The organism is Geodermatophilus maliterrae, assembly GCF_041018925.1.
Taxonomy (GTDB): domain Bacteria; phylum Actinomycetota; class Actinomycetes; order Mycobacteriales; family Geodermatophilaceae; genus Geodermatophilus; species Geodermatophilus maliterrae.
Window position 1 is genome coordinate 1 of the sequence record NZ_JBFNXQ010000128.1, and the last position, 12,836, is coordinate 12,836.

Consider the following 12,836-nt stretch of genomic DNA (forward strand, 5'->3'; position numbering starts at 1 on the left):
ACGTCGGGGTCGTCGGACAGCGGCCCGGCGTCGCGGCTGAGCGCGGCCTCGATCCGGCGGGCCGACTCCGACAGCGGAGCGGGCTCCCGGGAGGCGCGGCGCGCGACCGCCGGCTCGACGTCCTCCACCTCGGCCACGAAGCGCTCGGTGGCGAAGAAGCCGAGCACCCCGCCGGAGCGGATGCGGCGCACGCCGGTGATCCGCACGGAGGAGCCGTACCGCTCACGCGCCGCGGCGACGGCCGCCTCCGGCGTGGGTGCCTCAACGGATGGCAACGGCACCGTTCACCACTCCCAGTGACTCGATCTGGGCCGTCCGGGAGACCTCCGAGTAGGAGATCACCGGAAGGCGGGGCAGGACCTGGCGCATCAGGCGGGACAGGGCGGCCCGGACCTGGGGGGAGCACACGAGCACGGGCGCCAGCCCGTGGCTCTCGGCGTCCTCGAGCAGCCCGCTGCAGCCGGTGACGAGCGCGTCGACCGAGCCGGCGTCGAGGGCCAGCACCTGGCCGCCGTCGCTCTGCCGGACCGCCTCGAGCAGGCGCTGCTCGAAGGCCGGCTCCAGCGTGAGCACGTGCAGCCGCTCGTCGGGCGTGACGTAGGGGTGGCTGATCGCCGAGCCGAGCGACGCGCGCACGGCCTCGACCAGGCCGTCGACGTCGGTGGACACCTTCGCCCGGACCGAGAGGGCCTCGAAGATGCGCACCAGGTCGCGGATGGAGACGTTCTCGGCCAGCAGCGCGTGCAGCACCCGCTGCACCTCGCCGAGGGTGAGCAGCGCGGGGGTGAGCTCCTCGACGACGACCGGGTGGGTGCGGCGGACCATCTCCACCAGGAGCCGGACGTCCTCGCGGCCGAGCAGCTCGGCGGCGTTCTGCCGGACCACCTCGGCCAGGTGGGTGGTGATGACCGAGGAGCGGTCGACGACGGTCGCCCCGGCCATCTCCGCCTGCCGCTGCAGCTCGACCGGCACCCACTTGGCGGGCAGGCCGAACACCGGCTCGCGGGTGGGCCGGCCGGGCAGCCCGTCGAGGGCGTCGCCGATGGCCAGCACGGTGCCCGCGGGGGAGGTGCCCTTCGCGGCCGGGACGCCGTTGAGCCAGATGACGTACTGCGACGCGGGCAGGTCGAGGTTGTCGCGGGTGCGGACCAGCGGGATGACCAGGCCGGTCTCCATCGCGACCTTCCGGCGCAGCGCCTTGACCCGGTCGAGCAGGTCGCCGCCGCGGGAGGTGTCGACGAGGTCGACCAGGTCGAAGGCCACCTCGAGCTCGAGCGGGTCGACCCTCATCTTCTCGGCGATCGCCTCGGGGGAGTCCGGCGCCGGCTCGTCGGCCGCGGCGGGGGTGGCCGCCTCGTCGTCCTCGGGCAGGGCCTCCTTCATCCGCGAGGCCATGACCAGGAAGAACCCGCCGATGACCAGGAACGGCAGCTTCGGCAGGCCGGGGATGAGGCACAGCGCCAGGGCCGCGCCACCGGCGATGCGCACCGGCTGCTTGAACCGGCCGAGCTGGGCGAGCAGGTCGCTGCCCATGTCGCCCTCGGTGGCCGAGCGGGTGACGATGATGCCGGTCGCGGTGGACAGCAGCAGCGCCGGGATCTGGGAGACCAGGCCGTCGCCGACGGTCAGCAGCGAGTAGGTGGAGACGGCGTCGGCGGGGGCCATGCCCTTGCTCATGACGCCGATCGCGAAGCCGCCGATGAGGTTGATCAGCGTGACGATGATGCCGGCGATGGCGTCGCCCTTGACGAACTTCGACGCACCGTCCATCGAGCCGTAGAAGTCGGCCTCGGCGGTGACCTCGGTGCGCCGCTTGCGGGCCTGCGTCTCGTTGATCAGCCCGGCGTTGAGGTCGGCGTCGATGGCCATCTGCTTGCCGGGCATGGCGTCGAGGGTGAAGCGGGCGCCGACCTCGGCCACGCGCCCGGCACCGTTGGTGATGACGACGAACTGGATGATCGTGAGGATCACGAAGATCACCAGGCCGACGACGAGCGAGCCGCCGATCACGAAGTGCCCGAAGGCCTCGATGACCTTCCCGGCGTAGCCGTCGGTCAGCACCAGCCGGGTGGACGAGACGTTGAGCGCCAGCCGGAACAGCGTCGCGATGAGGATCAGCGAAGGGAAGACGGCGAAGTCCAGCGGGCGCTTGATCTGCATCGAGACCAGCAGGATCAGCAGCGACGCCGTGATGTTGAAGCCGAGCAGCATGTCCAGCACGGCGGCCGGCAGCGGCACGACCAGCATCAGGACGATGGCGACCACGCCGATCGGCACGGCTGCCTTCGTCATCCCTCGCACGGGCACTCCATCGGCAGCCGCCCGGGGGAGGGCGACCGCCCTCGACCCACCCGTCACACCCGCCCCGGGGGACGGCAGCACCCGCACACCCCTCACCGTCGGCGGGGGTGTGCGGTGCGGCGGGGGGTCAGGAGGCGATCGGCGCCCGCCTGCGTCCGGCCCGGGGCAGGCCGGCGACGTCGGGGGCCTCGAAGCCGGGCCGGTGGAAGCCGCCGCGCACCCCGCGGTTGCCCAGCTGCATCACGAAGGCGAGCACCCGGGCCACGGTGGTGAACAGCTGGGGCGGCACCTCCTGGCCGATCTCGCAGGAGGCGTGCAGCGCCCGGGCCAGCGGGACGTCCTGCACCAGCGGCACCCGCGCCTCGGCGGCCTTCTCGCGCAGCTTCGCGGCGATCTCGTCGGCGCCCTTGGCCACCACCCGGGGCGCGCCGCGCTCGGGCTCGTACCGGAGCGCCACCGCGACGTGGGTGGGGTTGACCAGCAGGACGTCGGCGGTGGCGACGTCGGCCATCATCCGGTTGCGCGAGATGGCCAGCGCGGCCGCGCGGCGCTGGGCCTTGACGTGCGGGTCGCCCTCGGACTGCTTGTGCTCCTGCTGGATCTCGTACTTGCTCATCTTGAGCTTCTTCATGATCTGCACGCGGACGATCACGTAGTCGGCGATCGCGATGACCAGGCCGGTCACGGCGACGACGCGGAACATGAGGACGGCGGAGTCGGCGAAGGTGGCGACCACCGCCGACAGCGGCAGCGCGCCCGACGCCGACACCATCGCCTGCGCCCGCCCGCTGGTGACGACGACGACCGTGCCCAGCGCCGCGGTCTTGAGGACGGCCTTGACCGCCTCCCACAGACCGTGCGTGCCGAACATCCGCTTCATCCCCGGGAGCGGGTTGAGCTTCTTCAGCGTCGGCTTCATGCCCTTGGCCGACACGGTGACCCCGCCCTGGGCGGCCGAGGCGAGCGCGCCGACGAGCATCAGGCCGATCGCGGTGGGCAGCAGCGTCCCGAGGAACGCCGACAGCGCCTCGCCGAGCAGCGCCGAGACCTTCTCCGGCTCGGGGTGCTCGGCCACCGAGCCGACCTGCACGAACAGCCGGCCGACGGCGTCGAACGCGTTGCCGACCAGCATCGGCAGCAGCGCGCTGGCCACCGCCACCCCCGCCCAGGTGCCCAGCTCCTGGGTCCGCGGGATCTGCCCCTCCTTGCGCGCCTCCTTGATGCGCTTGGGAGTGGGCTTCTCGGTCTTCTCACCACCCGGGCCGTCCTTGGCCACGCCGTCACCCGCTCCGGAGGCCGATGACCGCGCGGGTGGCCTGCTCGAGCAGCGCGTCGAGGGCCGGCGGCAGCAGCGGGAAGGTCAGCCCGAGCAGGGCGAGGGTCAGCATGATCTTGACCGGGAAGCCGATCGCGAAGATGTTCAGCGCCGGGGCGGCCCGCGACAGCAGCGCCAGGGCGACGTCGGCCAGCAGCAGGACCGCCACCATGGGTCCGGCGATCTGCAGCGCGGACAGGAACATCATCGAGAACGCCGTCATGACCACCTCGCCGACGGCCTCGGCCGGGTACCCGCCGGACACCGGCAGCCCCTCGTAGGAGGTGGCGAACCCGCGGACGATGAGCAGGTGCCCGCTGCTGGTGAACAGCAGCGTCGTCGCCAGCAGCGAGTGCAGCTTGCCGACGACGGAGTTCATCGTCATCGCCAGCGGGTCGTAGGCCGGCTGCAGCGTGAAGCCGCCGGTGACGTCGAGCAGCTCGCCGGCGAACTGGACGGCGGTGAAGAACAGCTGGACGACGAAGCCCAGCGCCGCGCCGATCGCGACCTCGCTGACCGCCGTGACGACGAGGAAGCCGGTGGTCGGCTCCGGCAGGCCGGGCGCGACGCGGTCGACCAGCGCGACCGCGAGGGCCAGCGCGAGGGCGCCCTTGACCGGCGCCGGGACGGCGCGGGTGTTGAACGGCGGGGCCAGCAGGACGAAGCCGGCCGCACGGGCGGTGGCCAGCAGCAGGGCCGCGAGGGTGACCGCCGGGACCTCGAGGTCCATGCCGGTCAGGTCCGCCCGAGCAGCCGCGGCAGCGAGTCGAACAGGGTCTCGGTGAAGCTGACCAGCTCCGCGAGGACCCAGTTGCCCGTGACCAGCAGCGCGATGGCGACCGCGATCATCTTCGGCACGAAGGACAGCGTCGGTTCCTGGATCTGGGTCGCCGCCTGGAACAGCGAGATCAGGAAGCCGACCAGCAGCGCCGTCAGCAGGACCGGGGCGGCGACCTTGGCGGCCACCATCATGGTCTGCACGGCGATCTCGGTGACGTCGGCGTCGCTCACGACGACTCCTCGCTGGCGCTCGTCGCCGTCGTCCGCGGCGCTGCCGTGCTCATGCGTGAGCTCGCGAGCTCGCTCACGTGTAGCTCCCCACCAGCGCGGTGGTGATGAGCGCCCAGCCGTCGACGACGACGAACAGCAGCAGCTTGAACGGCAGCGACACGATCGACGGCGGCACCATCATCATGCCCATCGCCATGAGCGCGGCGCTGACCAGCATGTCGAGCACCAGGAACGGGATGAACACGACCAGCCCGATGATGAAGGCGCTCTTGAGCTCGGAGAGCACGAACGCCGGCACCAGCGTCGTCATGCTCACCGCCGCCCGGTCCTCGGGCTGCTCCTCACCCGACAGGCCGACCATGAGCTGGAGCTCGTCGTCGCGGGTGTTGTCGAGCATGAACTCCTTCAGCGGGACCACGCCGACGTCGTAGGCCTGCGAGGCGCTCAGCGCACCGTCCGTGTAGGGCTGGACGGCGACCTCGTTGATCTCGCTGATGACCGGGCCCATGACGAACAGGGTCAGGAACAGCGCGATGCCGGTGAGCACCGAGTTGGGCGGGGAGGACTGCAGCCCCAGCGCGTTGCGGGTCAGCGACAGGACGACGGCGATCTTGGTGAACGACGTCGCCAGGAGCAGCACCGACGGCGCCACCGAGAGCACGGTGACGGCGAGGATCAGCGTCACCGAGGTGCTCGGGCTGCCGCTGCCCACCGAGATGTCCACGCCGCCGTCGACGGCGGGGACGGCCGGTGCCGTGGGCGCGGTCGGGGCCGTGGGCGCGGTGGGGGCGGCCGCGGCGGGCCCGGCCAGCAGCACGCCGGCCACGGCGCAGCCGAGCAGGGCCAGCAGCAGGACGGCGACCCGGCGGGGCAGGCCGCGGGCGGCGGCGGGCGGGGAGGGGCGCATCAGCGGCGGACCGTCCGGTCGCGCAGCTGGGTGACGAAGCCGGCCCAGCCGTTGCGGTCGAGGACCGAGCCGGCCAGCGCGCCGCCGACCCGTGCCCCGGGCCGGGCGGCCGGCAGGGGCTCGCCGTCCTCACCGGTCGGTGGAGCCGCGCGCTCGGCGAGCGTCGCCTCCACGACGTCGCCGTCGAGCTCGGCGAGCAGGGTGACCTGCTCCTCGGTGGCGCCGACGACCAGCACGCGGTCGGCGATGCGCACCACGTTCACGGTGCTGGTGCGGCCCAGGCGCTGGCGGGCGACGACGTCGACCATCCCGCCGGACTGCCCGAGCCCCCGCTTCTGCGCCAGCCGCGCGGCGAACCACAGCACGCCGCCGACGAACGCCAGCGACAGCAGCAGCCGGATGACCATCCACGTCACGGCGTGGCCTGCCCGAGCTCGGTGGCGGCGTCGGTGACGATCTCGCTGATCCGCAGGCCGAAGTCCTCGTCCACGACGACGACCTCGCCGCGGGCGATGAGCGTGCCGTTGACCAGCAGGTCGGCCGGGGCGCTGGCCGCGCGGTCGAGCTCGACGACCTCGCCGGGGTGCAGCGACAGCAGCTCGCCCACGGTCATCCGGGTGCGGCCGATCTCGACGGTGACCTCCATGGCCACGTGCCGGAGCAGGTCCAGGCTGCCGCGCTGGGTGCGCGCCGCGGTCGGCAGCGTCACCTGCAGCGCGAGGGTCGCCTGGTGGTCGTCGCCGGCGACGAGCGGGACGGCGACGAACATGCCCTTGTCCCGCAGCCCGTCGAGCGCGGTCACCGGGTCCTCGGTCCGCTCGGCGTCCACGCGGACCCGGCCGAGGGTGGCCGCGGCCGCCTCCAGCGCCGGGCGCAGCGCGGTGGCCACGTCCATCGGGCCGACGGGGGAGTTGTCCAGCGCCTCGACGACCTCGGCGGAGAGCACGAGGACGACGTCGCCGGTGACCTCGCCGGAGAGCCGGGCGCTGACCGCGGCGGCCGCGGACGGCGGCAGCGGGACGGCGTCGGGGTCGGTCACCGCGGCGCCCGGCGCCAGCTCGGTGCTGGCCGGGACGAGGGCGGCCGCGGCGCGCGCGGCGGCGACGACGACGGCGGTGATGGTCTCCGACGCCTGCGAGTGGGCCTGGGTGGGGTCGAGCGTGGCGGTCATGCGGGGTCCTTCGCGGCGGCGGACGGGGTGGGGACGATGGCGGCGGCCAGCCGACGCCGGTGGTTGCTGGCGATCGCGTGGGCGAACGTGACGTCGTTGGTGGTGACCTCGAGCGGGGCGTCGCGCGGGTGGCGCAGCAGCAGGACGTCACCGACGGTGAGGCTGAGCAGGTCCTCGGAGGAGACCTCCAGCGGCGTGAACCGCACGCTGACGTCGACCGGCACCAGCTCCAGCCGGTCGGCCAGGGCCTCGGCGGCGCGCTGCCGCTCCCGCTGCGCCGACTCCGACAGCTGCGGGGACGCGGCGCTGTTGAGCGCGTTGGCGAAGGAGGAGAACGGCAGCACGAGCGAGGCGTCGCCCTCGCGGCTGCCGATCGTCATGGTGAACCGGGCGACCATCACCGTGTCCGAGCCGGCCGCGGCCTGGGCCAGCGCGGGGTCGTACTCGATCCCGTCGGAGACCGGCCGCAGGTCGGCGACGTGGGTGAAGGCCGCGGTGAACTCCTGCAGCAGCCGGGTGAGCAGCTGCCCGGTGATGGTGGTCTCCATCGCCGTCATGGGCCGCTCGGGCTGCGTGGCGGCGCCGGAGCCGCCGAGCATGTGGTCGACGGAGGCCATCGCGATGTCGAGCGGGTAGGCCAGCAGTCCCTTGCCGGCCAGTGGCTCGAGGGTGAACGTCGACAGGAAGCAGGGCTTGGGCAGCGTGGCGACGTAGTCGTCGTAGGAGTGCTGCTCGATGCCGAGCAGCTCCAGCCGGGCGCCGGTGCGCAGCAGGGTGGTGAGGACCGTCGTCGCCTGGCGGGCGAAGGCCTCCTGTGCGATCTGCAGGACGCGGACGTGCTCGCGGGAGAGCTTGGTCGGGCGGCGGAAGTCGTAGGTGCGGGGCGCACCGCGCCGGCTGCGGCCGCCCACGCCCGGCGACTGCGGACCGGGCCCGCTGGGCGCGGTCGCGTTCTCGGGGCGGGTCACGGTCCCCTCATCGGCGGGCCCCGGACGCGAACTGACCGGCGGCGCGAGGCGCCGCCGGTCAGCCGGGGAGGGTGTGACGCGTGGTGCGCCGGGGTGTCACTGGGGTGTGGCGGGTGGGGCCGGATCCCACCGGGTGGTCCGGTGGGGCCGGTGGGCCGGTGCTACTGGGTGACGTACTCGGTGAAGTAGATGCCCATGACCATCTTGACGTCGTGGTCGGTGTAGGCCTCGACGATCTGCTGCTCGAGCGACTCCTTGAGCGCCTCGCGCGCGCCGGTGACGTCGGCCGGCTGGGCCTGCGAGTAGGTGGCGATGACGATGTCGAGGGCCTTGGACCCGTCGACCCCGCCGGCGCCGTGCCCGCCGGCGGCGGCGTCCTCGGTGGTCTGCAGGCTGATGCCGATCTTGAGGTAGCCGCCGCCGGCCAGGTTGACCGTCACCGGCTCGAGGGGGACGACCTCGCCGGCCACCGGCTCCTCGGCCGCGGCCTCGCCGCTGCTGGCGACGAGGAGGAAGTAGGCGGCGGCGCCGGCCGCGACCAGGAGGACGGCCAGGATGACGAGCAGCTTCTTCTTGCCGCCGCCCGTGGCTTCCTCGCCGTCGGCGGCGTTCTTGTCCCTGGCCTTGCTCTTGGTGCTCACTCGGGGGTGCCTTCCTGTGCGGGTGCGTCGAGGCCGGGCAGCAGCTCGGTGGCCTCGGCGGAGGCGTTCGACACCACGACGATGTCGACGCGGCGGTTGACGGAGACGGCGTCCGGGCCGGTCTTCGGCACCAGCGGGCGGGTGTCGGAGTAGCCGGTGCCGGACAGGCGGTCCTGCGGGACGCCGGCGGCGGCCATGTACCGCACGACGGTGGTGGCCCGGTAGGCCGACAGCTCCCAGTTCGAGGGCCACTGCCCGCCGGGGGTGACCGGCAGGTGGTTGGCGTGGCCCTCGATGCCCAGCCGGTTGGGCAGCGCGGCCAGCGTCGGGGCGACGGCGTCGAGGATGTCGCGGCCCTGCGGCCGCAGGTCGGCCTCCTCGGGACCGAAGAGGACCGGGTCGGACACGATGTGCACGACCAGGCCCCGCTCGTCGATCTCGTAGCGGGCCGTGTCGGCGTACCCGGCGGCGGCGAGCGCGGCGTCGATCGCGTCGCGGGCCGCGGCCAGCTCGTCGTACTCCGCCTGCGCCTCCGCGGCGACCCGCTGGGCCTCCTGCCGGGCGGCCTCGGCGGCGGCGGCGTCGATCGACTCCTCGGCGGCCGGGGCCGGCGGGATCTGCACGTCGACGGCGGCGTCCAGGGAGTCCAGGACCGAGGCCTCGGGGTTGCTCGCCGATCCCTGCATCGCGCTGACGGGGGCGCCGAAGGCCTCCGAGAGCCCGCTGGCCAGGGCGGCGAACTTCTCCTTGTCGACCTGGCTCATGGCGAAGAGCACCACGAAGAGGACGAGCAGCAGCGTCATCATGTCCGCGTAGGACACCAGCCACCGCTCGTGGTTCTCGTGCTCCTCCTCCTCGTGCTTCTTGCCGCGGCGGCGGCCGCCGTGGCCGCCGGAGCTCATGCGGCCTCCTTGGCGACCTCACTGGGCGGGATCAGGGAGTTCAGCTTGAGCCGGACGGCGCGCGGGCTGGTGCCGGCCTGGATCTCGGCGATGCCCTCGACCAGCAGCTCCATCTGCGCGGCCTGCAGCTCGCTGACCCGCATGATCTTGGCGCCCATCGGCAGGAACCAGAAGTTGGCGGCCATGACGCCCCACAGCGTGGCCACGAACGCCGCCGCGATCATGGGGCCCAGCGCCTCCGGGTTGCTGAGGTTCCCCATCACGTTCATCAGGCCGACGATGCAGCCGACGATGCCGATGGTCGGCGCGTAGCCGCCCATCGTGGTCATGAACTTGGCGGCGACCTTGTCCTCCGCCTTCCGGGCGGCGATCTCGCTCTCCAGGACGGCGCGCAGGTCCTCGGGGTCGGTGCCGTCGATGCCCATCTGCAGGCCGCGCTTGAGGAACGGGTCCTCGATCGTCTTGACCTGGCCCTCCAGCGCCAGCAGCCCCTCCTTGCGGGCCTTCTCCGCGAGGCTCACCAGGGTCGCGATCTGCTCGGTCGCCGGCGGCACCTTGGCCGGCGTGAGGGCCAGCTTGAACCAGCCGGGCATCTTCTTGAGGTCGCCCATCGTCTGCCCGGACATCGCCGCGCCGAAGGTGGCGACGATGACCAGGATGATGGCGGGGAGGAAGAGCAGCGACGTCGGGTCGGCGCCCTCCATGACCATGAAGATCAGCAGGGCGACCATCGAGACGACGAACCCGATGAGGGTGGCGGGGTCCACGGGTCAGCGCTCCTCGCGGGCGGGGAAGGGGACCACCGACGCGCGCGGGGCGTCGTCGCCGGGCTGGACCGGGGTGCGGTACGTGCCGCGGTCCATCGCGTAGGCGGTGGCGAGGATGCTCGCGCGGTACTCGCGGATCTCGTCGAGGACGTCGTCGACGTGCTCGGAGACGATGTACTTGGTGCCGTCGACGAGGAACAGCACGGTGTCGGGGTGGCCCTCGACCCGCTCGATGAGGTCGGGGTTGAGCGCGAAGTGCTCCCCGTTCAGGCGCGTCACACGGATCACGGGTCGGTCCTCTGGCTCGGTGGGACGGGAGGCGGCCGCGGTGGTGCGGTGCCGGTTGCAGGGACCATCGGCCCTGCGCGCACGCTGCTTGAGCCGAACCGGCCCCGCCGCATCCCCCGCGCGAGTGACCCGGCACCGCGTTCCCGCACGTCACACGCGTCCCGGGTCGGGGAGGCGCCTCCGTCGTGCACTGCCGGTGTTCCTCGTGCACTGCCGGTGCTGCAGGACCGGCAACGGGCGAGGAACACCGGCAGCGCCGGCGCCGGGAGGGGACGACGCGACGCGGCCCGGCACCCCGCGTGAGCGGGTGCCGGGCCGCGGCGTGGCGACGTGCTGGAACCGGCCCCCGCGCGGAGGCCCGCGCCGAGGACGTCCTCTCTCAGCGCTTGAGGTTGACCAGGTCCTGCAGGATCTCGTCGGAGCTGGTGATGACGCGGCTGTTGGCCTGGAAACCGCGCTGGGCGACGATCAGGCCGGTGAACTCCTCGGCGAGGTCGACGTTGGACATCTCCAGCGCGCCCGCGGTCAGCGAGCCGCGGCCACCGGTGCCGGCCTCGCCGATGACCGCCTGGCCGGAGTTGTCGCCCACCCGGTAGCTGGTGCTGCCGGCCTTGGACAGGCCGCTGGGGTTGGCGAAGGTGGCCAGCGCCAGCTTGCCGATCGGCTCGCGCAGGCTGTTCGAGTAGACGCCCACGATCGTGCCGTCGTTGCTCAGCGAGATCGACTGCAGCGTGCCCATGGCGTTGCCGTCGACGTCGTCCGGGGTCAGCGACGTCTTGCCGCCGAACTCGGTCATCCCGTTGAGGTCGATGGCGATGCCGCCGCCCGGCCAGTTGGCCCCGCCGACCGGGACGCTGAACGTGGTGCCGGTCAGGGGCAGGCCGGTCGACGGGCTGAAGGTCATGCGCTGGGGCGCCCCGATGGCCACGCCGCCCTCGCTGGCGGCCACGTCCCACTGGTTGGCGCCGGCCTTGGTGAACGTCAGCGCGATCTGGTGGGCGGTGCCCAGCGAGTCGTAGGCGGTGATCTGCGTCTGCACCGAGGTGGCCGTGACCGGCGGGGTGGCGAGCGGGTCCGCGGCCGTGGCCGACGTCGACAGGTTGCCGACGACCGTCCCCTCCCGGGTCCGGGCCGGGGCCATGACCTGGCCGAACGGGATGGTCAGCGGGCCGATCGCGCCGTTGGTGGAGACGACGCCGTCCTGGGCCATCCAGCCCTGCAGCTGCGCGCCGTCGGGGGTGACCAGGTTGCCGAGGCCGTCGTAGTCGAAGGACCCCGCGCGGGTGTACAGCGACTCGTTGCCCGACCGCGTCACGAAGAAGCCGTCGCCGCTGATCATGAAGTCGGTGGCGCGGCCGGTGTTCTGCGTGGAGCCCTGGCCGAAGTTCGTCGTGATGCCGGCGACCTTGACGCCGAGGCCGACCTGCGCGGGGTTGGTGCCACCGGTCTGGTCGGTCGGCGCCGAGCCGTTGCGGATGACCTGGGACAGGGTGTCCTCGAAGACGGTCTGGCTCGACTTGTAGCCGACGGTGTTGACGTTGGCGATGTTGTTGCCGGTGACGTCGAGCTTGGTCTGGTGGGCGCGCAGGCCGGAGATGGCCGAGAACATGGAACGGAGCACGGGGAGGCCTTTCAGGAGGAGGTCGGAGGGCCTTGCATCAGGAGGGCAGCGAGATCTCGGTGAGCCGGCCGAGGGGCACCTCGGCGCCCGCGACGACCGCGGTGGGCTCGTCGCCGCTGAAGCGGACGGAGGAGACCGACCCGGTCCGGGTGGTGCCGTCCTCGGCGGTCCAGCTGACGGTGTGGCCGACCAGCGCCCCCGCGGACAGGGAGCGCTGCAGGGACAGCAGCGAGGCGTTCTGCGAGGCGATCTCCTCGAGCTTCTCGACCTGCGTGAACGTCGCCGTCTGCGACATGAACTCGGTCGTGCTCGTGGGGTTGCCCGGGTCCTGGTAGCGCATCTGGGCGACCAGGAGCTGCAGGAACGTGTCCTTGCCCATCTGGTCGCTGCGGTCCACCGAGGTCGTGGCGGTGTACGAGGCCGGGGTGCTGCCCACACCGCCCACGGGGTCGGTCATCGTCGGCTCCTCTCAGGCCCGGACGTCGAGGCCGCTCGACGCGGGGTGGATGGCGGCGGCAGCCGGTCGGCTCCCGTCGGGGTCGGTACCGCGTTGCCACGGGCGGGCGCGGTCGTCGGGCTGGCCCTGGTCCCGGGGCTGAGCGCCGGAGCGGTCGCCGCCCTGCTGCTGGGCCTGCTGCCAGGCCTGCTGCGCCTGCGACTGCGCCGAGCCGGCCGGGTCGCGGTCGACCTGCAGCCGCGAGCAGGTCAGGCCGGCGCCCTCCAGGTCGCGGCGCAGGTCGGGCAGGGCGTCGAGCAGCGCGGCGCGGCCGTGCTCGGAGGCGCCGCGCAGGGAGAGGTCCAGGGTGCCCGCGGTGACGGTGACCCGGACCTCGACCTGGCCGAGCGTCTCGGGCGTGAGCACCAGCGTCATCGTGTGCGTGCCGTCGGGACCGGAGGCCAGCGTGGCGACGGCGGGGGCGACCTGGCCGGCGACCGGCGGGGCG

The 12,836-nt window shown here is 73.1% G+C and carries 16 protein-coding genes; all 16 read right to left on the reverse strand.

The features are described 5' to 3' along the window. A partial coding sequence (locus ABQ292_RS24005; protein ID WP_369210229.1) for a hypothetical protein occupies nt 1-206 on the reverse strand: 206 nt, incomplete at its 3' end. Nucleotides 207-261: 55 nt separating this feature from the next. After that, a complete protein-coding gene (flhA, locus tag ABQ292_RS24010) occupies nt 262-2,292 on the reverse strand; it encodes a flagellar biosynthesis protein FlhA (RefSeq protein WP_369210230.1) in 2,031 nt (676 codons plus the stop codon). 136 nt (nt 2,293-2,428) lie between these two features. Continuing rightward, nucleotides 2,429-3,577, reverse strand: a complete 1,149-nt coding sequence (locus ABQ292_RS24015; protein ID WP_369210231.1) for an EscU/YscU/HrcU family type III secretion system export apparatus switch protein — start codon at nt 3,575-3,577, stop codon at nt 2,429-2,431. Between the two features lie 4 nt (nt 3,578-3,581). Further along, on the reverse strand, nt 3,582-4,346 hold the full coding sequence (fliR, locus tag ABQ292_RS24020) for a flagellar biosynthetic protein FliR (RefSeq protein ID WP_369210232.1): 765 nt from the start codon (nt 4,344-4,346) through the stop codon (nt 3,582-3,584). A gap of 5 nt (nt 4,347-4,351) precedes the next feature. Then, entirely contained in the window at nt 4,352-4,627 is a 276-nt protein-coding gene (gene fliQ, locus ABQ292_RS24025; protein WP_204692999.1) for a flagellar biosynthesis protein FliQ, read from the reverse strand. 73 nt (nt 4,628-4,700) lie between these two features. Beyond that, the gene (gene fliP, locus ABQ292_RS24030) at nt 4,701-5,534 is read right to left on the reverse strand and encodes a flagellar type III secretion system pore protein FliP (protein ID WP_369210233.1); all 834 of its coding nucleotides are present in this window, start codon (nt 5,532-5,534) and stop codon (nt 4,701-4,703) included. Further along, a complete protein-coding gene (locus ABQ292_RS24035) occupies nt 5,534-5,941 on the reverse strand; it encodes a FliO/MopB family protein (protein ID WP_369210243.1) in 408 nt (135 codons plus the stop codon). Before ABQ292_RS24035 ends, fliP begins: the two co-directional genes overlap by 1 nt. Nucleotides 5,942-5,946: 5 nt before the next feature. Then, a complete protein-coding gene (gene fliN, locus ABQ292_RS24040) occupies nt 5,947-6,705 on the reverse strand; it encodes a flagellar motor switch protein FliN (protein ID WP_369210234.1) in 759 nt (252 codons plus the stop codon). Then, complete coding sequence (locus tag ABQ292_RS24045; RefSeq protein WP_369210235.1) at nt 6,702-7,673, reverse strand: flagellar motor switch protein FliM; 972 nt, start codon at nt 7,671-7,673, stop codon at nt 6,702-6,704. Before ABQ292_RS24045 ends, fliN begins: the two co-directional genes overlap by 4 nt. Before the next feature lie 161 nt (nt 7,674-7,834). Then, nucleotides 7,835-8,314, reverse strand: coding sequence for a flagellar basal body-associated FliL family protein (locus ABQ292_RS24050; RefSeq protein WP_369210236.1), 480 nt, complete (start codon nt 8,312-8,314; stop codon nt 7,835-7,837). Next, a complete protein-coding gene (locus ABQ292_RS24055) occupies nt 8,311-9,216 on the reverse strand; it encodes a flagellar motor protein MotB (RefSeq protein ID WP_369210237.1) in 906 nt (301 codons plus the stop codon). Before ABQ292_RS24055 ends, ABQ292_RS24050 begins: the two co-directional genes overlap by 4 nt. Then, on the reverse strand, nt 9,213-9,983 hold the full coding sequence (locus tag ABQ292_RS24060; RefSeq protein WP_369210238.1) for a motility protein A: 771 nt from the start codon (nt 9,981-9,983) through the stop codon (nt 9,213-9,215). Before ABQ292_RS24060 ends, ABQ292_RS24055 begins: the two co-directional genes overlap by 4 nt. A 3-nt stretch (nt 9,984-9,986) precedes the next feature. After that, nucleotides 9,987-10,271: a flagellar FlbD family protein gene (locus ABQ292_RS24065; protein ID WP_369210239.1), complete on the reverse strand. Its 285-nt coding sequence runs from the start codon at nt 10,269-10,271 to the stop codon at nt 9,987-9,989. A gap of 379 nt (nt 10,272-10,650) precedes the next feature. Further along, nucleotides 10,651-11,892 (reverse strand): flagellar hook protein FlgE, encoded by a 1,242-nt coding sequence (locus ABQ292_RS24070; protein ID WP_369210240.1) that lies wholly within the window; start codon nt 11,890-11,892, stop codon nt 10,651-10,653. Nucleotides 11,893-11,929: 37 nt separating this feature from the next. Beyond that, nucleotides 11,930-12,349 carry a flagellar hook assembly protein FlgD gene (locus ABQ292_RS24075; RefSeq protein ID WP_369210241.1) on the reverse strand — a complete coding sequence of 140 codons (420 nt, stop codon included), beginning with the start codon at nt 12,347-12,349 and terminating at the stop codon, nt 11,930-11,932. Nucleotides 12,350-12,361: 12 nt separating this feature from the next. Next, the coding region (locus ABQ292_RS24080) for a flagellar hook-length control protein FliK (RefSeq protein ID WP_369210242.1) at nt 12,362-12,836 on the reverse strand (475 nt) is incomplete at its 5' end.

Bases quoted from the DNA above. Each gene is read 5' to 3' on its own strand.
- flhA (WP_369210230.1), bottom strand. From the start codon at position 2,292: ATGACGAAGGCAGCCGTGCCGATCGGCGTGGTCGCCATCGTCCTGATG.
- fliR (WP_369210232.1), bottom strand. From the start codon at position 4,346: ATGGACCTCGAGGTCCCGGCGGTCACCCTCGCGGCCCTGCTGCTGGCC.
- fliP (WP_369210233.1), bottom strand. From the start codon at position 5,534: ATGCGCCCCTCCCCGCCCGCCGCCGCCCGCGGCCTGCCCCGCCGGGTC.
- ABQ292_RS24035 (WP_369210243.1), bottom strand. From the start codon at position 5,941: ATGGTCATCCGGCTGCTGCTGTCGCTGGCGTTCGTCGGCGGCGTGCTG.
- fliN (WP_369210234.1), bottom strand. From the start codon at position 6,705: ATGACCGCCACGCTCGACCCCACCCAGGCCCACTCGCAGGCGTCGGAG.
- ABQ292_RS24055 (WP_369210237.1), bottom strand. From the start codon at position 9,216: ATGAGCTCCGGCGGCCACGGCGGCCGCCGCCGCGGCAAGAAGCACGAG.
- ABQ292_RS24075 (WP_369210241.1), bottom strand. From the start codon at position 12,349: ATGACCGACCCCGTGGGCGGTGTGGGCAGCACCCCGGCCTCGTACACC.